The following is an 18,986-nucleotide window of genomic DNA, read 5'->3' as shown; positions in this document are numbered from 1 at the left end:
ACCTTCAGGAAGGCAACCCCCACTTTGTCATCTTCATGCGATGCCGGGCTGCGCGAGCAGGGCAACCAACTCATGCCGAAATTCGATTCGAACGGCCTGCTCACCGCTGTCGCCGTCGATCATGCGAGCGGGGCTCTACTGATGCTGGCGCACATGAATAGCGAGGCGCTGGAGCGGACGCTCGAGACCGGCTTTGCGCACTTCTTCTCACGTTCGCGCGGCAAGCTGTGGATGAAGGGTGAAAGCTCAGGCCACGTGCTAAAGATCGTCGAGATCAGGGTGGATTGCGATCAGGACGCGCTGGAACTTCGGGTCGAACCGGCAGGTCCAGCGTGTCACACGCTGGCGCCGACCTGCTTCTATCGTCGCATTACTCCGGAAGGCTCGTTGCAACGCATCGTCGATTGACGCTTACGTAAAGGTTAGTTAGCTTGGCGACATGTCACAGCATGCCGCCACAGCGACTCGCGATCCGTCTGCACAGAACGAGCACACCGGGCATCTCGATCAGCCCGATGCGCTCAAGCGTGACCAGTTCACCATTTCCGATCTTTCCAACGAGTTCGGGGTGACGGCCCGTGCACTGCGCTTCTATGAAGACGAAGGGCTGATCGCGCCCGAACGGATCGGGCTGTCACGCATCTATTCCAAGCGGGACCGCGCGCGTCTCGCCTGGATCATGCGCGCCAAGAACGTGGGTTTCAGCCTCGCCGAGATTCGCGACATGATCGATCTTTACGACATGGGTGACGGGCGCGCCGAGCAGCGCCGCGTCACGATTGCCAAGTGTCGTGAGCGGATCGAGAACCTGCGTCGCCAACAGGCGGACATTGCTGCGACCATCGACGAGCTGACCAGCTTTGTCGATCTCGTCATCGCCAAGGAGCGGTCTGAAGGCCGCGATCCAACGGTCTGAAAGCCGAACGCTTAAAGGGACAGGACCAAATGCCGATCTACAACGCGCCGACCCGCGACACCCGTTTCGTCGTCAACGAACTGATCCGCCTTGAAAGCTATGGCAACCTGCCGGGCTTCGAGAGCGCAACGCCGGATATGACCGATGCGATCATCGAGGAAGCAGGACGCTTCGTTTCCGAGGTCATCGCTCCGCTCAACCTTTCCGGGGACCGGGAAGGTTGCACTCGCCATCCCGATGGCAGCGTGACCACGCCGACCGGCTTCAAGGACGCCTATCGCCAGTATGTCGAAGGGGGTTGGGGGACGCTCTCCGCGCCCGAAGCCTACGGCGGTCAGGGGCTCCCCCACGTGATGGGCTTCATCATGGAGAAGTACCTCGCCACGGCCAACCAGGCATTTGCGATGTACCCCGGCCTTGCCAATGGCGCGATCTCGGCAATCATCGCCAAAGGCTCGCCCGAGCAGCAGGCCAAGTACCTGCCCAAGATGGTCACCGGCGAATGGCTCGGAACCATGAACCTGACCGAGCCGCATTGCGGCACCGACCTCGGCATGATCCGCACCCGCGCCGAACCGCAGGCCGATGGTTCCTACGCCATCACCGGCACCAAGATCTTCATCTCGGCGGGCGATCATGACCTGACCGAGAACATCATCCACCTCGTTCTCGCCAAGACGCCGGGTGCCCCGGAATCGAGCAAGGGCATTTCACTGTTCATTGTCCCGAAGTTCATCGTCAATGACGACGGTTCGCTGGGCAAGAAGAACGGCGTCTCGGTCGGGTCCATCGAGGAAAAGATGGGCATTCACGGCAACGCCACCTGCGTCATGAATTATGACGGGGCGAAGGGCTGGATGGTCGGCGAGGAGAACAAGGGCCTTGCCGCCATGTTCATCATGATGAACGCCGCGCGCCTTGGCGTGGGCATGCAAGGGCTGGCGCAGGCCGAAGTCGCCTATCAGAACGGCCTTGCCTATGCGCTTGACCGACGCCAGGGCCGCGCTCTGACGGGGCCGGCGGATCCGCAGGCCAAGGCTGATCCGATCATCGTCCACCCCGACGTGCGCCGCATGCTGATGGACGCCAAGACCTTCATCGAGGGCATGCGCGCGCTGTGCCTGTGGGGCGCGCTGCAGGTCGACCTGTCGCACAAGGCGGCCACGGCGGAAGAGCGCCAGATGGCTGACGACCTGATCAGCCTGCTCACCCCGGTGATCAAGGGCTATGGCACCGACATGGGCTACAAGGTGGCCACCGACATGCAGCAGGTCTGGGGCGGCCACGGCTATATCGCCGAGAATGGCATGGACCAGTTTGTCCGCGATGCGCGCATAGCGATGATCTACGAAGGCACCAATGGCGTTCAGGCGATGGACCTTGTCGGGCGCAAGCTGGCGCTGAACGGCGGGCGCGCGATCCAGGCGTTCTTTGCGCTGATCGATGCCGAGTGTGCCGAAGAGTCCTCGGATGAGACGGTAAAGCTCGTCGGCGAACGTCTCGCCAAGGCCAACGGCGAACTGAAGGCTGCGACGATGTGGTTCATGCAGAACGCCATGGCCAACCCGAACAACCTTGGCGCCGGCGCTTATGCCTACATGACGTTGACGGGCATCGTGTCCCTCGGCCTGATGTGGCTGCGCATGGCAAAGGTTGCGGCTGCTGCCCTGGCAGATGGCACCGAAGACAAGGCGTTCTACGAGGCCAAGCTGACCTGCGCCCGCCATTGGGCAACGCGCTATACCACCGAAGCCGGGGCGCTGCGCCGCCAGGTGGAGGCCGGTGGCGATACGATCATGGCGCTGACGCCGGAGCAGCTCGCCATCGCCTGATGCGGTGATCTGACAAGCCGGCTCGCTTGACGGGCTGCGCCTCGCTGAGGCCTAGTTCTGCCGATAATGGGAGACAGGCATGATCAGGCGCAGCCCCAAGGAGCTTATCGAGCTCTACTGGACGGAAGTCTGGAACAACCGCAACGCCGAACTCATTCGAGAGCTCTGTGCCGATCCGATTGTTCGTCACGATCCCGGCAGTGTGTCGGCGCTTTCGCTCGAGGACCAGATTGCGCGGGTGCGTCAGCAGAGCGAAAAGGCTGAGCCGTACTTCGAGCACGAAGTGCTGCATGCCGACGATACCTATGTGACCTCGGTCTGGAACATGCACACCCGCAAGGGTGAGCGGATCGAACTCTGCGGAATCGAAGTGTTCAAGGCGGTCGACGGCAAGTTCACCGACTGCTGGAATTCGAGCTACGTTGCCGGTCGCTGGGGGCGTGAAGGCGACGCCTCGGTGCCGCAGGACCTGCCCGAACCTGCGCTTGTTGCCACGATGGACGGGATCACGCCCGCATGGCTGCAGGCGGTGTTCCAGCATGGAGATGTGCCTGCGCCGAGGGTGAGCCTCGTTGCCACAAAGCCCATCGGACACGGCAATCTGTCGCAGACGATCCGGGCGGCGGTAACCTACAATGCGAATGCGGCGGATGCGGTTGGGTCCGTCATCTGCAAGATCACATCGGGCATTCCGCAGGCCGTGTCCGTGGCGGGCGATTTTGGCGTCTATCACCGGGAGTGCGAGGTCTACCGGTTCCTTGGGACTGTGCCGCCGCTCGCTACGCCGCGCGCTTATTGGGCCAGGACCGGCGCAGACGGTCGCACGATCAATCTCGTGCTCGAGGACCTGTCTGAGCGAGCCCGTCCGGGAGACCAGATCGCCGGCTGCAGCGTGGCCGAAGCAGGGGCGGTGGCGCGTGAACTCGCAGCGCTGCATTCGGCAACCTGGGGTGATCCGCGCTTGGATGCAGCCGATTGGCTGTTTGATCGCGCGGCGCTTGCAGGGCGGTCTGCCGAGGGGTTCGCGCTCGCTGTGACGGAGTGGAAGCGGCGCTTTGCCGGAAGGGCAGAGCCCGCGCTGATCGACGCAATAGAGAGTTTGGTGCCGCGCATTCGCGGGCATATCGAAACTGCGGCGAAGGGGGACGCGCTGATTCACGGCGAGCCCCGCGTCGACAATGTCCTGTTCGAGGATACACCAGAGGGCCCACGCGCGTGGCTGATCGATTGGCAATTTGCCGCGCGCGGCAGTCCGATGTTCGACCTTGCCTATTTCTTGTCGGGTTCACTTTCGCCTGAGGATCGCCGGGCTTGCGAGGCCGCGTTGATTGAACGCCATGTTGCAGCGATGGCGGAGGTTGCACCCGAGTGGGGACTCGAACAGGCGCGGGCCGAATATGCGACGGCCTTGCCGGTCCCCTTGCAGTTCACGGTGGGCGCGATCCTTGCCATGCCGGAGAGCGATCACGGCGATCGGTTGCTGCTGACCCTTGCCGAGCGCAATGTTGCAGCGCTGCGGGACTGGGGTCTGGCCTAGCCCAGGACTTCGTCAAGCAGTTCCATCAACGCAGCCCAGCTCTGTCGGTCGGCGCTGGCGTCATAGCTGATGGCGGCCATGCCCCGCTCGTCGCTGCCCGGATCGGTGAAGCCGTGGCGCACGCCGCTGTAGCTGTGAAAGTGCCAGTTGGCCCCGGCAGCGTCCATTTCTTCCCAGAATGCCATGACTTGCGCGCGCGGAACCATCGGGTCGGCGTCGCCATGGCAGACCAGGATTCGGGCTTTCACGGCGCCGGGTGCGGCGGGGGCCTGCGTGTCGAGCAGGCCGTGGAAGCTGGCGGCCAGGACGAGTTCCGCCCCGTCGCGCGCCAACTCGAGTGCGGCCTGTCCGCCCATGCAGTAGCCGATCGCGGCAACGGGCAGACCTTGCGCTTCCGCTCGCCCGGTCAGAGCAGCAAGGGCGGCGTGCAGGCGCTGGCGGTAGCTTTCCACGCTTGCGCGCAATGGCCCCGCCAGTTCACGCGCGTGGTCGAAATCGCGGACCTGTACGCCGTAGAAATCGGCGACCATCGCCAGACAACCCGCCTGCGCCAGCATGTGGGCGCGGCGGATCATCGGGGCATTGCAGTTGGCGATCGTCGGCAGGACCAGCACGGCGGCGCGGGGCGGCCCGTCAGGCTTCACCAGAAAGCCGGTGAGGGCCAAGTCACCGTCGGCGTAATCGACCTGTTCGACCGCCATTGCGCTTACTCCGGCAGGAAGTCCGGAACCGAAAGATAGCGCTCGCCGGTATCATAGTTGAAGCCGAGCACGCGGCTGCCGGCGGGCAGGGTTCCAAGCTTCTGGGCAATCGCAGCCAAGGTCGCGCCTGAGGAAATGCCGACGAGGATGCCTTCCTTGGCCGCGCACTGCCGCGCCATTTCCTTGGCATCGGCCGGATCGACGGTAATGGCTCCGTCGATAGACTTGGTGTGAAGGTTGCCGGGAATGAAACCGGCGCCGATGCCCTGGATCGGGTGAGGGGCGGGCTGTCCGCCCGAGATGACCGGCGAAAGCGTCGGCTCGACCGCGTAGGCTTTCATCGAGGGCCAGTGCTTCTTCAGCTCCTCGGCGCAGCCGGTGAGGTGGCCGCCGGTGCCGACTCCGGTAATCAGCACGTCGATCGGTTCGCTGGCGAAATCCTTGAGGATTTCCTGGGCCGTCGTCCGTACGTGGACGGCGACGTTGGCAGGATTGTCGAACTGCTGGGGCATCCATGCACCCTCAGTCGATTCGACGAGTTCGCGGGCGCGCTCGATGGCGCCCTTCATGCCCTTTTCACGCGGGGTGAGGTCGAAGGTGGCGCCATAGGCGAGCATCAGCCTGCGGCGTTCGAGCGACATTGATTCGGGCATGACGAGGACCAGCTTGTAGCCCTTGACCGCTGCGGCCATGGCAAGACCGATACCGGTGTTGCCCGAGGTCGGCTCGATGATCGTGCCGCCGGGCTTGAGGCTGCCATCAGCCTCTGCTGCCTCGATCATGGCAAGGCCGATCCTGTCCTTGATCGAGCCGCCGGGATTGGCGCGCTCGTTCTTCACCCATACCTCGTGGTCGGGAAACAGGCGGGACAGGCGAACGTGCGGTGTGTTGCCGATAGTGGCGAGGATGGAATCCGCTCTCATGTCGCTTGGCTCCTCTTGGTGAAGGGATTGGATGGAGTCGCGGGGGACAGCCTAGGACTATCTGTACCGCGCTGCAAAGGTTCGCGCGTTCTTCAGTTCCGGGAAAAGGAAAAACCACGCCGCCGTCACGGCAATGGCGCTGATGCCGCCGAAGATCACGGCGCCGACAGCACCGATCAGGGCCGCGGCCACGCCCGATTGCATTTCGCCCAGTTCGTTGGATGCCGAAATGGCCAGGCCGGAGATGGAGGAGACACGTCCGCGAACGTCATCCGGGGTGTGCAACTGCACGAGCGTGCTACGGATGAATACCGAAACCATATCCCCCGCGCCGATGCCGACCAGCATCAGCAGCGACAGGTAATAGTTCGTCGATAGTCCGAAGCCGATGGTGAAGAGGCCGAAGATCACGACGCCCAATAGCATCTTGTTGCCGACATTCTGCGTGATTGGCTTGCGGGCCAGGACGAACGCGACAAGCGCAGCACCGAGGCCCGGCATTGCCCGCATCAAGCCGAGGCCATCCGCGCCGACCGGTCGTCCGTCGATGAAGAGAATGTCGCGAGCGAAAACCGGCAGCAGTGCGGTGGCTCCGCCGAGGAGCACTGCAAATAGATCGAGCGTGACGCAACCAAGCAGAAATCGGTCGTTCCACACGAACGAGAGGCCTTGGAGAATCTGGCGCAAGGGGTGCGCGTTGCGGTTGCCTTCCGGCGGCGGAATCCTGCGGATGCCAAAGATGCAGAAAGCGCCCAGCGCCAGCAACCCGGTCGACAACCAATAGGGCAGGGACGGGTGCCCTGCGAAAAGCAGGCCAGCAATGGCCGGGCCGCCGACCGAGCCGGTCTGCCATGCCATCGAATTGATCGCCACCGCCTTTGGCATCAGTTCTGCAGGTACGACATTGGGTGCAATGGAGGATAGCGCAGGGCCGATAAAGACGCGCGCGGTTCCGTGGAGAGCGCCAAGCCCGAACAGCAAAGGTAACGACAGGGCCTCGGCATAAGTGCAGAGCGCTAGTGACAGGGCGACAACCAGGTCGATGCACATCGCAAGCCCCGCAACGTTGCGCCGATCGAACCGGTCGGCGACAACTCCGGCTACGGGAGTAAGCAGAAACAGCGGCAGAAACTGCGCAAGGCCGAGCAAGCCAAGCTGGAATGCGGCCTGGGCGATCGACATCCCGTATTGTCCGCGGGCAACGTCATAAAGCTGGTACCCGAGGATCACTACCATTCCCGATGTCGCAAGCACCGAAAAAAAGCGGGCGATCCAGAATCGCCGGTAATCGGGAATGGCAAGCGGCGAGGAGGGCGAAGCCGAAGTCGGGGAATCAGGAGGAGCTTTGGTCACGGCCGGTGCAATGCCAGCCGACCGGGACGATGCCAAGAAAGCAAAATTTGGGGCTGGCGCAGCAACTGGGCTGCGGCAAGGACCATGCGCGAAGCGTCAGCCCTGACTGCGCGACCGGGGTCCGGGCTGGATGGCGCGGATCAGCTTGTTGAAATCATCAAGACGTATGATTCGCTCGAACTGGAAACCGGCGCGATCGCCGTCGGTCCACACGAGAAAGGCCTCAATGCGTCCGATGACCGGCAGCCGCACTGTAACGCGTTCTCCTCGGCCAAGATCGCCGCAGCCATTGGCCATGAACCCGGTTGTCGAGATATTGGCGAACTGCAGCATGATGTCGCCCCGTGCGCGATGTTCCCCGATCACGGGCAAATTGACCGGGTGCCGGGTGGAACGACGCAGATCGGTGACTGAAAGCTGGGCTCCGCCGCGCATCGTTCCTCCTGGCGCATGAGTGACTATGCCGAAGGATATAGGACCGAAATGGCGAACAATTCGTAAAGCTGCGGCAGAGGCTTGCCGGAACCGGCAGGCCTCTGCCGTTATGGATCACGTAAGATTGACGAGAGCACGCATGTCAGGCGCGCCGAAGGATGCCGTGCTTCTTCTTGCCCGACGAGATGCGGATCTCTTCGGAGGACAGGGCAATGCGAAGGCTTTCGTCGGTGACCGGTTCGCCCGCAACTTTTGCTCCGCCGCCGGCCACAAGGCGCTTCGCTTCCCCTCTACTGGCTGCAAAGCCAAGCCCGACAAGCGCGTCGATGATTCCGATGCTGTCTTCGGCTGATTCGAAAACCGGCAGGTCCTGACCGAGCCCGCCGCCAGCGAAGGTCGCCGAGGCGGTGGCTTCGGCCGCCTTGGCGGCTTCTTCGCCACGCACAAGCCGGGTTACCTCGTTGGCCAGAACGACTTTCGCGGCATTGATCTCGCTACCCTTCAGTGCCTCGAGCCGCTTGATCTCGTCGAGAGGGAGATCGGTGAACAGGCGCAGGAACTTGCCGACATCGCGGTCATCCGTGTTGCGCCAGAACTGCCAGAAATCCCACGCAGGCAGCGCGTCCTCGTTGAGCCACACCGCGCCGGCCGCAGTCTTGCCCATCTTCTTGCCATCGGCGGTGGTGAGCAACGGCGTCGTTAGACCGAAGACTTCCTTGCCATCCTTGCGGCGGGTGAGTTCGATGCCGTTGACGATATTGCCCCACTGGTCCGAACCGCCCATCTGCAGGCGCACGCCCATCGCCTTGTTGAGATGGCGGAAATCGTAGCCCTGCAGGATCATGTAGTTGAATTCGAGGAAGGTCATCGGCTGCTCGCGCTCGAGCCGCAGCTTGACCGAATCGAACGTGAGCATGCGATTGACCGTGAAGTGCGTGCCGACTTCCTGGAGCAACTCGATGTAGCCCAGTTTTCCCAGCCAATCGTGATTGTTGACCATCACGGCGTCGGTAGGTCCATCGCCGAACCTGAGCAGCTTCGAGAACACCGTGAAGATCGAGGCGATGTTGTCCTCGATCGTCTGGTCCGACAGCATCTTGCGGCTCTCGTCCCGTCCCGTCGGGTCGCCGATACGGGTCGTGCCGCCGCCCATCAGCACCACCGGCTTGTGCCCGGCCTGCTGGAGGCGGCGCAGCATCATGATCTGCACGAGGCTGCCGACGTGGAGCGATGGCGCGGTGGCGTCAAAGCCGATATAGCCCGGCACCACGCCCTCGCTGGCCAGCTTGTCGAGCCCTTCGGCATCGGTCAGCTGATGAATGTAGCCGCGCTCGTCAAGCAGGCGGAGGAGGGTGGATTGGTACTGGGTCATCGGAGCCTTCTTTCCTGTGGCGGCGCGCCTAGCACGGAGAACAGCGCTTGGAAACGTTCGAGCTTGTGCATCACCCCACGACGCCGCCGCTTGGCGTTACCGGACTTTGCGCGCGGATACTTGCGTTCGAGCCGCGATGGTTGACCTTGCGCTGGCGGGTGGAGGGCGCAGGGCGCATCGTGTTGCCACCGTTTGCAGGCAAGGTCCGGGCTGATGGCCTTTGGCAGACGACGTGCTTCGAGCTTTTCATGAGGCCTCAGCATCGCGACGAGTATGTCGAGTTCAACTTCTCGCCTTCGCAGGCGTGGGCGGCCTATGATTTTTGCGGCTATCGCGAGGGGATGGTTGAGCGTGCGATGCCTCGTCCACCGGTCTGTACGCCGCGCCGGGGGCAGTCAGTGCTGATCTTCGACGTCGCGCTGCCCACGGCGGCCTTGCCCGCGCTTCCTTTCGTGTACGGGTTGACTGCGGTGATCGAGGAGGAGGGCGGGCACAAGTCATACTGGGCGATGGCCCACCGTGAAGACCGGCCAGACTTCCATCACGAGTCTTGCTTCGCGAGCCGCCTTGAGGCACCGCACCAGCCATGAAATTCGGTATCGACCGGCTGCTTGCCGACCCCGCCCTGAGGAAGCCACTCGAAGGAAAGCGCGTCGCGCTGGTGGCCCATCCGGCCTCGGTCACCGAAGGCTTGGTCCATTCGCTCGATGCGCTGATCGCCGGCGGCATCAACATCACGTCCGCCCTTGGCCCGCAGCATGGCCTCAAGGGCGACAAGCAGGACAACATGGTCGAGACCGCCGACGAGATGGACCCGATCTACGGCATCCCCGTGTTCAGCCTATATGGCGAGGTGCGCCGGCCGACCGCGGCAATGATGGACACTGCGGAGGTGTTCCTTTTCGACCTGCAGGACCTCGGCTGCCGCATCTACACCTTCGTTACCACGCTGCTCTATCTGCTTGAGGCTGCGTCCGAGTCCAACAGGAATGGCGGAACCGGCAAGGCGGTATGGGTGCTTGACCGGCCCAATCCCGCGGGCCGCCCTGTCGAAGGCACCACGCTGCTGCCGGGCTGGGAGAGCTTCGTTGGTGCTGGCCCGATGCCGATGCGGCACGGAATGACGCTGGGCGAGATGGGCGCATGGTTCGTGGAGCACTTCAAGCTCGACGTCGACTACCGCGTGATCACCATGGAGGGCTGGGAGCCTGAAGGTCCCGGCTTCGGTTGGCCGCAGAGCCGGATCTGGATCAACCCGTCACCCAACGCCGCCAGTCTCAACATGGCGCGAGCCTATGCCGGGACCGTGATGATCGAGGGCGCGACCTTGTCCGAAGGGCGTGGCACGACGCGCCCGCTGGAAGTGCTGTTCGGGGCGCCCGACGTTGACGCCAGGGCTGTCCTTGCCGAAATGCGCAGTTTCGCGCCGCAATGGATGGAGGGATGCGCCATCCGCGAATGCTGGTTCGAGCCGACCTTCCACAAGCATGCGAAAACACTATGCAATGCGCTGATGATCCATGCCGAGGGCGCGTTCTACGACCACCACGCTTTCCGTCCGTGGCGGCTGCAGGCGCTGGCCTTCAAGGCCATCCGCAGGCTCTATCCGGATTACCCGATCTGGCGCGATTTTCCTTACGAGTACGTTTTCGACAAGCTGGCGATCGACGTGATCAATGGCGGCACTGCGCTGCGCGAGTGGGTGGACGATGCGGCCAGCACTGCGGACGATCTCGACGCCTTGGCAGGAGCCGATGAGACGGAGTGGATCGAAGAGCGGGCGCGCTTCCTGCTTTACTGACGAACCTCAGGCTGAGGCTGCCTGTGTCCGCCGCGGGGCGCTCTCGTGCATCAAGGCCATTGCCAGAAGGGCCACGGCGGCGGCCGAGACCATGTACCAGGCGACGGCCATCGGATTTCCGGTGACTTTCAGCAGCCAGGTGATCACCAACTGCGTCGATCCGCCCAGGAACGTGACGGGCAGGGCATATACCAGTGCGAAGGTGCGGGCGCGGCTTGCCTTGGGCAGGCTTTCGGCAATTGCGGCATAGACGGCACCGCTCGGCAGGGTCGAGACGAATGCAAGCAAGCCGTTGACCGCGATGAACATCGCCGGATCATGCGCATTGGTCAGAGTTATGTAAGCCGGCACGATCGCCAGCGTGAAAGCCAATGTCGGCCAGATCATCAGTGGCCGCCGCCCGAACCGGTCGCTCATCCAGCCGCCGAGCAGGATCGCGAAGAACCGCGCGACATTTACCGCCAGCGTGCTGCCCAGCGAGATGCTGGCAGAATAGCCCAGAGTGTTCTGGCCATAGGTCGCCATGTAGTTGAACAGGTAGGTGGCGATGGTCGCGCCCGAGATCATCATCATCCCGAGAATGACGGTGCGCCAGACTCCGGCAGGAACGTGACCGGTGGGCAGGTGGTCCGGCGCATGGATCGTTTCAGGCAGGGACCGGCGGATCCACAGCGAGAACGGCACTATCACCGTGCCCAGCAGCAGGGCCACTCGCCAGCCCCAGGCAGTCAACTGGTCAGGCGTGAGGGCAAGGCTGAGGCAGAGGCCGACCAGCGATCCGGCCGATGATGCGATGGCCTGGCTCGCCCCTTGCCAACTGATCGACCAGCCACGCCGATGATCCTGCGCGGTTTCGAGCATGTAGGTCGTGGCCGAGCCCACTTCGCCGCCCAAAGCAAAACCCTGCAGCAGGCGCGCCAGCACCACGACCACTGGCGCAACGGCACCGATGGCGGCATAGGACGGCGTGAGCGCGAGGACCGCGACCGATACGCCCATCAGGGTCATACTCATGAGCATCGCCGGCTTGCGTCCGTGCCGATCTGCCCATGCGCCGATCGCCCATGCGCCAAGCGGGCGACCAATAAAGCCGACGCCGAAAGTCGCCAACGAGGCCATCAGGCTGACAAACGGATCTTCCGAAGGGAAGAATACCTTGCCGATCTGGATCGCGAAAAAGCTGAAGGTGATGAAATCGTAGAATTCCAGCGCATTGCCGGTTGTGGCGGCAATCACCGCGCGTCGGGCAAGCTTACGCTCTTCTACGGTATGCCCTGACACGATCGCTCCCGTTGATCGAACCCCCGCGCAAGGCTGGCAGATGCGGGGTGGGAGTCAAGGATTTCGCTGGCGGCCCTAATGTGCCTTTGCAGGAACAAGCGCGTCCCATTTGTCCCAACTAATTGTGCGCCCGGGATAGGCTACCTTCCTGAACGGCCATTTGCTGGCAATCCACTGCATTACCCACGCCTGCAGCTCCTTGTCGAAGCCGGCTTCATGCTCTGCCTTGGTTACCCACATCAGGACCACGGCATCATATCCTGCAACCGGGCTCGGCTGCACATAGACACAGCCCCGCTCGCGCTTCCCGTCGGGCGTCAACACTGCATAGGCAAATGATTTGCGCAGGGCAAAACGGGCCTGCTCGGTCTGCATGTCGGCCATCGCCTCGGCGTCGGTTATCCCGGCATGAGGCCACGACGTGCTGCGCGTGAAGGTCTTCTGCAGGTGCTCGATCGACGACATGTAGGCGTCATAGTCGATCTTCACGAGTTCAGGACCCAGCGGAACCAGCTTGAAGGCTGGTTCTTCGACGAGGGTAGGCACGCTGAATTCGGCGGGGACGAGGGGTGGCTGGGCTTTATCGCTCTCGGCGGCGAGCACAGGTGATGCCACGATTGTGGGCGATAGTGCCGAAACCGCCAGACAGACTGCTACAAGCTTCAAGGTCATTGGTCCTTTGTTTCCGGAAGATCCGAACCTCTTGCCGGAGACTGGGTTGCCCTCGACCTGTCGCGCAATACGCGATTTGCGCGAGGATGCGGTGATAGGTCGCGCCCTCGATGTCAAAGCTCTCGCTTCCTCAGGCCGTCACTTCTTGAGGGGCTGAGGGATCAGCGGCGCCAGCGAGGCAATGACCGCCTCGGGCTCGAATGCCATTTCCGCAAAGACTTTTCCGTCACCTGGCGTGCCGGTGCGGAATCTGGCGCGATAGAGCGAGGTCTGGGCAGGCATGAGCATGAAGTGGCTATGCCCCCGGGCTTTGGTCAGCAGTGCAAGATGCAGGAGCAAGGCATAGGTGCCGGGTGTACCGGTGCCATTGCGCGAAGTGTCCACAAACTCGCCATACTCGATGTCGGTCTTCGGCGTGGTCACGTATTTCGATTTGTCCGTCTTCCATACGTTCGCGGCGAACTTGGCGAATTCGGTCTGGGCGAAGGCAGGACGGAAAGTGTCGAACCGATCGGAATTGTCATCGCCGGTATTGTTTATCTGGGCGGCGATGCGTGTCTCCTCCGCTGCCAGAACCTCCTTGGCTGTCGGAATTGGCGTGTTGGCGCGTTCCGCAGGTGTGCCCACCGTCTCCAGCTTTCGGGCCACTCCGGCAACCAGCCCGGCGTTGATCGTCGGCCAGCGCGAACGCGCGGAAAACAGCGTGCGGGCGCGCATGCCCTGTCCGGAATCGAGCGCCACAACGATGGCGTAGAGGTCATTGGCTTCGTTTGTTGCAGTTACCGGTGAGTCAGTCTTGCCCTGGGCCGTGTCGGCTTCTGCTGCGGCGAGTGCCAGTTTCATCAGTCGATCGCCCTCTGCCACGTTCCCGCCGAGACGGTACGCGACAGCGGCGCGTGCCAGCGAGGAATAGCCGCGTACCTTGGGAACGGTGCCGAGAAGATCGGCAAAGGCCTTGTAGTCGGACGCTGCTTCAAGAAAACGTCCATCGACGGCCCGTGCTGCAGCGCGTTCGAGCACGGCGAGCGGGTAGACACGCACCGCCTGATCGAAAACAGCCGCTTCGGCACTACCGTAAGCCCTGGCGATCGCGAGATATTGCATCGCGGAGAGTTGGGCCTTGATATCGAAGGGCGCCTGATTGGCCAGCTCAAGGCCGAGTGCGTGGGCGCCTGCGTAATCGCCCTTGCCGGTCAGCGCCATGGCCTGCAGCTCGATCGCGGTGAGGCCCAGGCTTTGCTTGTAGGCAAGCGTGGCAGTGAGATCGGGCTGGTCCGTCGTGACCGAGCGGATGTCGGCAATGGCGCGGTCCCAGTCCTGCATTTCCATCCGGTGAATTGCACGACCGAAGATCAGCTCGATGCGCCGACCGCCGTCCTTTGCAGGCTCGGGACCGGAAAGGGCTTCGTCACAAGCCTTGATGCCGTCCACACCGTTGGCGCGTTTCTTGGGATCATAGCCTTCGCGCGGAGGAAGGAGCAGACCGATCACGGCAGTGATCGCCACAAGCCGGGCAACCGTGCCCAAGGTAGAGGCCTTGTTCGGGAAGCCGTCGCAGCGGACAAAGGCCGATGGACCGGCGGGAGCTTTGCCATTAGGAATTGGGGCAGCAGGAACTGGAGCAGTTGGAGCTGGTGTCGGTTGGTCTGCTGCGAATGCTGTGATGGGCTGCAGCACAAGCGATATAGCCGTGAGCCCGGCAAGAGCATTCTTCAAATTCATGGCAATCCCCCCAACGTCAGCTGATGACTAGCGGGGTTTCTGGAACGGACAATACTAATTGCCGAGAATATGAACTGTTTCTATCCGTCAGGCCGTCCGCCAGACTGGAGCACGCCTTTCCAGAAAGGCATTGATCCCCTCGTCGGTGTTTTCGTCCATCATGTTCTGCGCCATGACTTCGCAAGCGAGAGCATATGCTTCGGAGCGGGAGCACTCGCGCTGGGTGTTGAAAAGCTTTTTGCCACGGCGGATCGCATCGGGGTTCTTGGCGAGTATCGTGGCGACGAGATCATCGGTTGCGGCATCAAGCGCCTCGGCCGGAGCGACGGTATTGACAAGGCCCCAGTCGGCGGCGGTGCGGGCATCGATGAATTTCCCGGTCACCAGCATCTCGAAAGCACGCTTTGCAGGCACATTCCGACTGAGCTCCACGGCAGGGGTTGAGCAGAACAAGCCGACGTTGATTCCTGAAACAGCAAAGCGCGCGTCTTCGGAAGCGACGGCAAGGTCGCAGGCGCCGACCAATTGGCAACCTGCGGCGGTGGCAACGCCATGGACCTTGGCAATGACGGGAACAGGGAGAGCAGCAATCGCCTCCATCACGTCGGTACAGGCAGCAAAAAGCCTGTGGTAGGCGTCGAGATTGCGGTCAGCCTGCATCTCGGCAAGATCATGTCCGGCACAGAAGGCCTTTCCCGCTCCGGCAAGGACCACGACGCGCGCTTCATTGTCGCTCGCGATGTCCGAAAGTTCGGCCAGCAGTTCGGCGAGGACGGCCTGCGACAGGGCATTGAACTTGTCAGGTCGATTCAGCAGCAGGTCGTGTCGACCCTCTGCCGTCCGTTGCGCGAGGATCGTCTTGCCCATTGCCTGCCCCCCGGAGTCAGTGTTTCTTGCGAGTGAGTTCGCGCATGGCCCCGTCGAGTCCCTCGAGAGTCAGGGGGTACATGCTGCCGCCGATCAGGTCCTTGATCATCTTGGTCGACTGCGAATACGTCCACTGCTTTTCCGGCACCGGATTGAGCCAGACCGTGGCGGGGTAGGTCTGCGCCACGCGATGCATCCACACCGCGCCCGATTCCTCGTTGAAATGCTCGACGCTGCCGCCGGGATGGCTGATCTCGTAGGGGCTCATTGCCGCGTCGCCAACGAACACCACTTTGTAATCGTGGCCGAACTTGTGGAGGATGTCCCAGGTCTTGGTGCGTTCCGACCAGCGGCGCTTGTTGTCCTTCCACACGCCTTCATACAGGCAATTGTGGAAGTAGAAGAACTCCATGTTCTTGAATTCTGCGGTTGCCGCGCTGAACAGTTCCTCGACCAGCTTGATGAACGGGTCCATCGATCCGCCGACATCGAGGAACAGCAAGAGCTTGACCGCGTTGCGCTTTTCCGGCCGCATCCGGATGTCCAGCCAGCCTTGGCGCGCCGTGCCTTCGATCGTGCCGTCGAGATCGAGCTCGTCTGCTGCCCCTTCGCGGGCGAAGCGGCGCAGGCGGCGCAAGGCGATCTTGATGTTGCGCGTGCCGAGTTCGCGAGTGTTGTCGAGATTTGCGAATTCGCGCTTTTCCCAGACCTTTACCGCGCGCTTGTGCTTGCTCTCGCCGCCGATGCGGACGCCTTCCGGGTTGTAGCCGGAATTGCCGAACGGGCTGGTGCCGCCCGTGCCGATCCACTTGTTGCCGCCCTGATGGCGCTTCTCCTGCTCTTCGAGACGCTTCTTGAGCGTCTCCATGATCTCCTCCCACGAGCCGAGGGACTGGATCTTCTCCATCTCTTCTTCGGACAGGAACTTTTCGGCCACGGCCTTGAGCCAGTCCTCGGGGATGTCGACCGGGCGCTGGCCGTAATCGGTGAGCAGGCCCTTGAAGACCTTGTTGAACACCTGGTCGAAGCGGTCGAGCAGACCTTCATCCTTCACGAAGGTCGCGCGGCTAAGGTAGTAGAATGCTTCCGGTGTCTGCTCGATCACGTCCTTGTCCAGCGCTTCGAGCAGGACAAGGTGCTCCTTGAAGCTGGCTTGAATGCCTGCGGCACGCAACTCGTCGACGAAATTGAAAAACACGGGCTGCGGCTCCTCTGACTTAACCGAGTGATTAAGCGCTGCCGCTGCGATCGGCAAGGGCTGTTGCGCGATAGGCGGTTGAGCGGAAGCGACAAACGGTTAAGCCATGAGGAAACATGGTTAAGGGCAGTTTACCATGAGTCGCGCTACGGGTTTGCTTGCGATCGTTGGGCTTCTGCTGGGTTTGGCGGGCCTCGGCTTGGCGCTGCCGGCGCGGGAGGCGCGGGCAGATGTGCAGGAGGCGGTGATCCAGCAGATCGCGCCCCCGCCGGTTGCCCCTCAGGTCGCCCCGCTAGTCGCGCAGCCTGTCCGCCCACAATTGCCCCCGCCGGTTGCGGACGTTCTGCAATCGGGTGTGCTGGTCGTGGTTAGCAAGGCGTCGCAACGGATGCACGTGTTCAAAGATGGCTCGCATTGGGGTTCCTCGCCGGTCTCTACAGGCAAGCGCAGACATTCGACCCCGGCCGGTGTATTCCCGATCCTGCAGAAGCGGGTGTTCCATCGTTCCAATATCTACAGTAACGCCCCGATGCCCTACATGCAGAGGCTGACTTGGCGCGGCATTGCAATCCATGCCGGGTATGTCCCGGGCTATCCGGCCTCCCACGGCTGCATCCGCTTGCCGCGCAGCTTTGCCAAGGCGCTGTTCGACCTGACGAAGCCAGACCGGACGACAGTGGTGGTGACGAATGCTCCGCTGCGTTCAGAGCAGGGGGCGGTGACTCTGGCGCTCAATTCGCAAGCTCCCGCTGCCATGCCCGCAGCAGGCAATGGCGTAGTGATGGCTGCCGCGACGTCGGTCCAGACGATCCAGCTTGCTGCGGCGCTGAGCCCTGCCGAAGCAGAGGCGCATTGGCAGGGCGCGGTCGCGATGTACCCGCAACTGGCGAGTTTCGAGAAGGCCGTTGTCCCTGCGGTGGTCGGCCAGCGCCGCTATTGGCGGTTGCGCGCCAGCGCCCCCGGCGCCCATGCGCTGTGCGGCGTGCTGAAGCGTTCGGGGCAGGACTGTTTCAACGTGATCTGACCCGGTGCACGGCCGCAACCAGCACGAACGAGATGTACATCAGAAGGTACCAAGCGCCGAGCTTTGCAGGGGAGACAAGGGTCCAGCCCGCCTCCTGGCTGGGATAGATCCACGCGCGTGAGAAAGTGGCGATGTTCTCCGCCAACCAGATGAACAGCGCCACGAGGAACCAGCCAAGCAGCAACGGCATGGAACGGTTTTCCCGCCACACGCGGAAGATCACGCGGGTGCGCCAGAAGAGCAGGCCCATCGCCGCGAAGAGAAGCAGGCGGACGTCTGGCAGCCAGTGATGCGCAAAAAAGTTCACGTAGACTGCAACTGCGAGCACGTAGCTCCAGATTGCAGGCGGATAATGCGGAAAGCGGAAATCGAAGATGCGCCAGACACGGGCGATATAGCTTCCGACGCAGGCATACATGAATCCGGAGAACAGCGGCACGCCGCCGATCCGCAGCAGGCTTGGTTCCGGGTAGGTCCATGACCCGTAGGCGGTCTTGAAAAGTTCCATGATCGTGCCGACCGCGTGGAAGGCGAGGATGACCTTGGCCTCTGACAGAGTCTCAAGCCGGAGCAGCAGCATGGTGATCTGGATCGCGACTGCACCGATCGTCAGCGCGTCATAGCGGGCGATCGGTGCATCCGTCGGCCAGAACAGATGCGTACCCAGCAGCATCGCCAGCATCAGGCCACCGAACAGGCAGGCCCACCCCTGCTTGAAGCCGAACAGCAGGAATTCGTAGATCCACGCCGTCGGCCCCGGCGCTGGATCGATGGCCTCCAGCCGCGCGCGAATGGCGGCAAACCGCGTATGGGCGGTGTGCCTCGGCGCAAGGTCGCTCACGCCTTAGCTGACGGGCGACGGAGCAGGGGGCTGTTGCGGCCAGCTTTCGAGAGAAGGGTCGAACTGAGCCCAGGGCGGTGCATCCTCGGTCCAGATGATCGCTTCGGGGCGCAGGCCGTGGCCTGCGTCAAGGGCACCGAAGCGCACTGTCTTCAGGTGAAGGCGTGCAGAACTCTGCGCGAAGATCTGCGTGCCGCAGGCGGGGCAGAAGTGGAACGTCAGGGTGTTGCCACTGGCCGCCGTCCATTCGGAATGGGCCAGGGTGCCGGTGATGTTGACGTCTTCCGCCTTGAAGATCGCGTTATTGGTCGGGCCACCGGCCGCAATCTGCTGACACTGGCGACACCAGCACTGGCGAGTCGCAACTGGCTCTCCGGCGACCTCGAGGTGGACGGAACCGCAAGCACATTGACCGGAATAGGGCATGGCAAAAGGCTTCCTTCAGGCTTTCAGCAATTGGGTATTGTTAGTGTTACATACAATTGTCTATGGTGCTGCCACTTGGAGAGGA

The 18,986-nt window shown here is 62.6% G+C and carries 19 protein-coding genes; 7 read left to right on the top strand and 12 right to left on the bottom strand.

Going from position 1 to position 18,986, the window contains the following annotated elements; genetic code table 11:
• The first annotated feature begins 72 nt into the window (after positions 1-72).
• The 4 genes from hisI to NJ75_RS02450 all read left to right on the top strand — a co-directional run bounded on the left by hisI (position 73) and on the right by NJ75_RS02450 (position 4,285).
• The gene (hisI, locus tag NJ75_RS02465) at positions 73-408 is read left to right on the top strand and encodes a phosphoribosyl-AMP cyclohydrolase (protein ID WP_039331484.1); all 336 of its coding nucleotides are present in this window, start codon (positions 73-75) and stop codon (positions 406-408) included.
• A 31-nt stretch (positions 409-439) separates the two neighbouring features.
• Positions 440-916, top strand: coding sequence for a MerR family transcriptional regulator (locus NJ75_RS02460; RefSeq protein WP_039331172.1), 477 nt, complete (start codon positions 440-442; stop codon positions 914-916).
• Between the two features lie 29 nt (positions 917-945).
• Entirely contained in the window at positions 946-2,748 is a 1,803-nt protein-coding gene (locus tag NJ75_RS02455; protein WP_039331170.1) for an acyl-CoA dehydrogenase C-terminal domain-containing protein, read from the top strand.
• Between the two features lie 79 nt (positions 2,749-2,827).
• The gene (locus NJ75_RS02450; RefSeq protein WP_052241870.1) at positions 2,828-4,285 is read left to right on the top strand and encodes a phosphotransferase; all 1,458 of its coding nucleotides are present in this window, start codon (positions 2,828-2,830) and stop codon (positions 4,283-4,285) included.
• Here the strand turns inward: NJ75_RS02450 and NJ75_RS02445 are convergent.
• The 5 genes from NJ75_RS02445 to tyrS all read right to left on the bottom strand — a co-directional run bounded on the left by NJ75_RS02445 (position 4,282) and on the right by tyrS (position 9,069).
• Positions 4,282-4,986: a dienelactone hydrolase family protein gene (locus NJ75_RS02445; RefSeq protein ID WP_039331168.1), complete on the bottom strand. Its 705-nt coding sequence runs from the start codon at positions 4,984-4,986 to the stop codon at positions 4,282-4,284. The two genes, NJ75_RS02450 and NJ75_RS02445, sit on opposite strands and share 4 nt — an antisense overlap.
• 5 nt (positions 4,987-4,991) lie before the next feature.
• On the bottom strand, positions 4,992-5,909 hold the full coding sequence (cysK, locus tag NJ75_RS02440; RefSeq protein ID WP_039331166.1) for a cysteine synthase A: 918 nt from the start codon (positions 5,907-5,909) through the stop codon (positions 4,992-4,994).
• A gap of 57 nt (positions 5,910-5,966) precedes the next feature.
• Positions 5,967-7,262 carry an MFS transporter gene (locus NJ75_RS02435; protein ID WP_039331165.1) on the bottom strand — a complete coding sequence of 432 codons (1,296 nt, stop codon included), beginning with the start codon at positions 7,260-7,262 and terminating at the stop codon, positions 5,967-5,969.
• A gap of 96 nt (positions 7,263-7,358) precedes the next feature.
• Positions 7,359-7,697, bottom strand: coding sequence for a pilus assembly protein PilZ (locus NJ75_RS02430; RefSeq protein ID WP_039331164.1), 339 nt, complete (start codon positions 7,695-7,697; stop codon positions 7,359-7,361).
• Positions 7,698-7,839: 142 nt separating this feature from the next.
• The gene (tyrS, locus tag NJ75_RS02425; protein WP_039331163.1) at positions 7,840-9,069 is read right to left on the bottom strand and encodes a tyrosine--tRNA ligase; all 1,230 of its coding nucleotides are present in this window, start codon (positions 9,067-9,069) and stop codon (positions 7,840-7,842) included.
• A gap of 47 nt (positions 9,070-9,116) precedes the next feature.
• On the opposite strand from tyrS, the gene NJ75_RS02420 reads away from it, so the two are divergent.
• Together NJ75_RS02420 and NJ75_RS02415 are read left to right on the top strand one after the other, a co-directional pair.
• Positions 9,117-9,659, top strand: a complete 543-nt coding sequence (locus tag NJ75_RS02420; RefSeq protein WP_039331161.1) for a DOMON-like domain-containing protein — start codon at positions 9,117-9,119, stop codon at positions 9,657-9,659.
• Positions 9,656-10,870 (top strand): exo-beta-N-acetylmuramidase NamZ family protein, encoded by a 1,215-nt coding sequence (locus NJ75_RS02415; protein ID WP_039331160.1) that lies wholly within the window; start codon positions 9,656-9,658, stop codon positions 10,868-10,870. The genes NJ75_RS02420 and NJ75_RS02415 overlap by 4 nt, the downstream gene beginning before the upstream one ends.
• A 6-nt stretch (positions 10,871-10,876) precedes the next feature.
• Here NJ75_RS02415 and NJ75_RS02410 read toward each other — a convergent pair whose 3' ends face one another.
• The 5 genes from NJ75_RS02410 to NJ75_RS02390 all read right to left on the bottom strand — a co-directional run bounded on the left by NJ75_RS02410 (position 10,877) and on the right by NJ75_RS02390 (position 16,610).
• Positions 10,877-12,151, bottom strand: coding sequence for an MFS transporter (locus tag NJ75_RS02410; protein ID WP_039331159.1), 1,275 nt, complete (start codon positions 12,149-12,151; stop codon positions 10,877-10,879).
• Between the two features lie 75 nt (positions 12,152-12,226).
• Positions 12,227-12,817 (bottom strand): twin-arginine translocation pathway signal protein, encoded by a 591-nt coding sequence (locus NJ75_RS02405; RefSeq protein WP_236727040.1) that lies wholly within the window; start codon positions 12,815-12,817, stop codon positions 12,227-12,229.
• A 144-nt stretch (positions 12,818-12,961) separates the two neighbouring features.
• Complete coding sequence (locus NJ75_RS02400; RefSeq protein WP_039331157.1) at positions 12,962-14,350, bottom strand: tetratricopeptide repeat protein; 1,389 nt, start codon at positions 14,348-14,350, stop codon at positions 12,962-12,964.
• 282 nt (positions 14,351-14,632) lie between these two features.
• On the bottom strand, positions 14,633-15,412 hold the full coding sequence (locus NJ75_RS02395; RefSeq protein WP_039331156.1) for an enoyl-CoA hydratase: 780 nt from the start codon (positions 15,410-15,412) through the stop codon (positions 14,633-14,635).
• A 16-nt stretch (positions 15,413-15,428) separates the two neighbouring features.
• Positions 15,429-16,610, bottom strand: a complete 1,182-nt coding sequence (locus NJ75_RS02390) for a vWA domain-containing protein (protein ID WP_039331154.1) — start codon at positions 16,608-16,610, stop codon at positions 15,429-15,431.
• Positions 16,611-16,746: 136 nt separating this feature from the next.
• Between NJ75_RS02390 and NJ75_RS02385 the strand changes: the two genes are divergently transcribed.
• Positions 16,747-17,634 (top strand): L,D-transpeptidase family protein, encoded by an 888-nt coding sequence (locus NJ75_RS02385; protein ID WP_039331152.1) that lies wholly within the window; start codon positions 16,747-16,749, stop codon positions 17,632-17,634.
• Here the strand turns inward: NJ75_RS02385 and NJ75_RS02380 are convergent.
• Together NJ75_RS02380 and NJ75_RS02375 are read right to left on the bottom strand one after the other, a co-directional pair.
• On the bottom strand, positions 17,621-18,475 hold the full coding sequence (locus tag NJ75_RS02380; protein ID WP_039331150.1) for a DUF817 domain-containing protein: 855 nt from the start codon (positions 18,473-18,475) through the stop codon (positions 17,621-17,623). The genes NJ75_RS02385 and NJ75_RS02380 overlap by 14 nt on opposite strands.
• A gap of 3 nt (positions 18,476-18,478) precedes the next feature.
• Entirely contained in the window at positions 18,479-18,901 is a 423-nt protein-coding gene (locus NJ75_RS02375; protein ID WP_039331149.1) for a GFA family protein, read from the bottom strand.
• Between the last annotated feature and the right edge of the window lie 85 nt (positions 18,902-18,986).

The organism is Novosphingobium subterraneum (assembly GCF_000807925.1).
Lineage (GTDB): Bacteria > Pseudomonadota > Alphaproteobacteria > Sphingomonadales > Sphingomonadaceae > Novosphingobium > Novosphingobium subterraneum.
The sequence above is the reverse complement of the archived record's forward strand: the minus strand, read 5'-3'. Positions and strand labels throughout refer to the sequence as shown.

What these genes read in the sequence shown, in the direction of transcription:
- NJ75_RS02445 (WP_039331168.1), bottom strand. Translation starts at nt 4,986, where the DNA reads ATGGCGGTCGAACAGGTCGATTACGCCGACGGTGACTTGGCCCTCACC.
- NJ75_RS02455 (WP_039331170.1), top strand. Translation starts at nt 946, where the DNA reads ATGCCGATCTACAACGCGCCGACCCGCGACACCCGTTTCGTCGTCAAC.
- NJ75_RS02385 (WP_039331152.1), top strand. Translation starts at nt 16,747, where the DNA reads ATGAGTCGCGCTACGGGTTTGCTTGCGATCGTTGGGCTTCTGCTGGGT.
- NJ75_RS02375 (WP_039331149.1), bottom strand. Translation starts at nt 18,901, where the DNA reads ATGCCCTATTCCGGTCAATGTGCTTGCGGTTCCGTCCACCTCGAGGTC.
- NJ75_RS02450 (WP_052241870.1), top strand. Translation starts at nt 2,828, where the DNA reads ATGATCAGGCGCAGCCCCAAGGAGCTTATCGAGCTCTACTGGACGGAA.
- NJ75_RS02395 (WP_039331156.1), bottom strand. Translation starts at nt 15,412, where the DNA reads ATGGGCAAGACGATCCTCGCGCAACGGACGGCAGAGGGTCGACACGAC.
- hisI (WP_039331484.1), top strand. Translation starts at nt 73, where the DNA reads ATGCCGAAATTCGATTCGAACGGCCTGCTCACCGCTGTCGCCGTCGAT.
- NJ75_RS02415 (WP_039331160.1), top strand. Translation starts at nt 9,656, where the DNA reads ATGAAATTCGGTATCGACCGGCTGCTTGCCGACCCCGCCCTGAGGAAG.
- cysK (WP_039331166.1), bottom strand. Translation starts at nt 5,909, where the DNA reads ATGAGAGCGGATTCCATCCTCGCCACTATCGGCAACACACCGCACGTT.
- NJ75_RS02460 (WP_039331172.1), top strand. Translation starts at nt 440, where the DNA reads ATGTCACAGCATGCCGCCACAGCGACTCGCGATCCGTCTGCACAGAAC.
- tyrS (WP_039331163.1), bottom strand. Translation starts at nt 9,069, where the DNA reads ATGACCCAGTACCAATCCACCCTCCTCCGCCTGCTTGACGAGCGCGGC.
- NJ75_RS02430 (WP_039331164.1), bottom strand. Translation starts at nt 7,697, where the DNA reads ATGCGCGGCGGAGCCCAGCTTTCAGTCACCGATCTGCGTCGTTCCACC.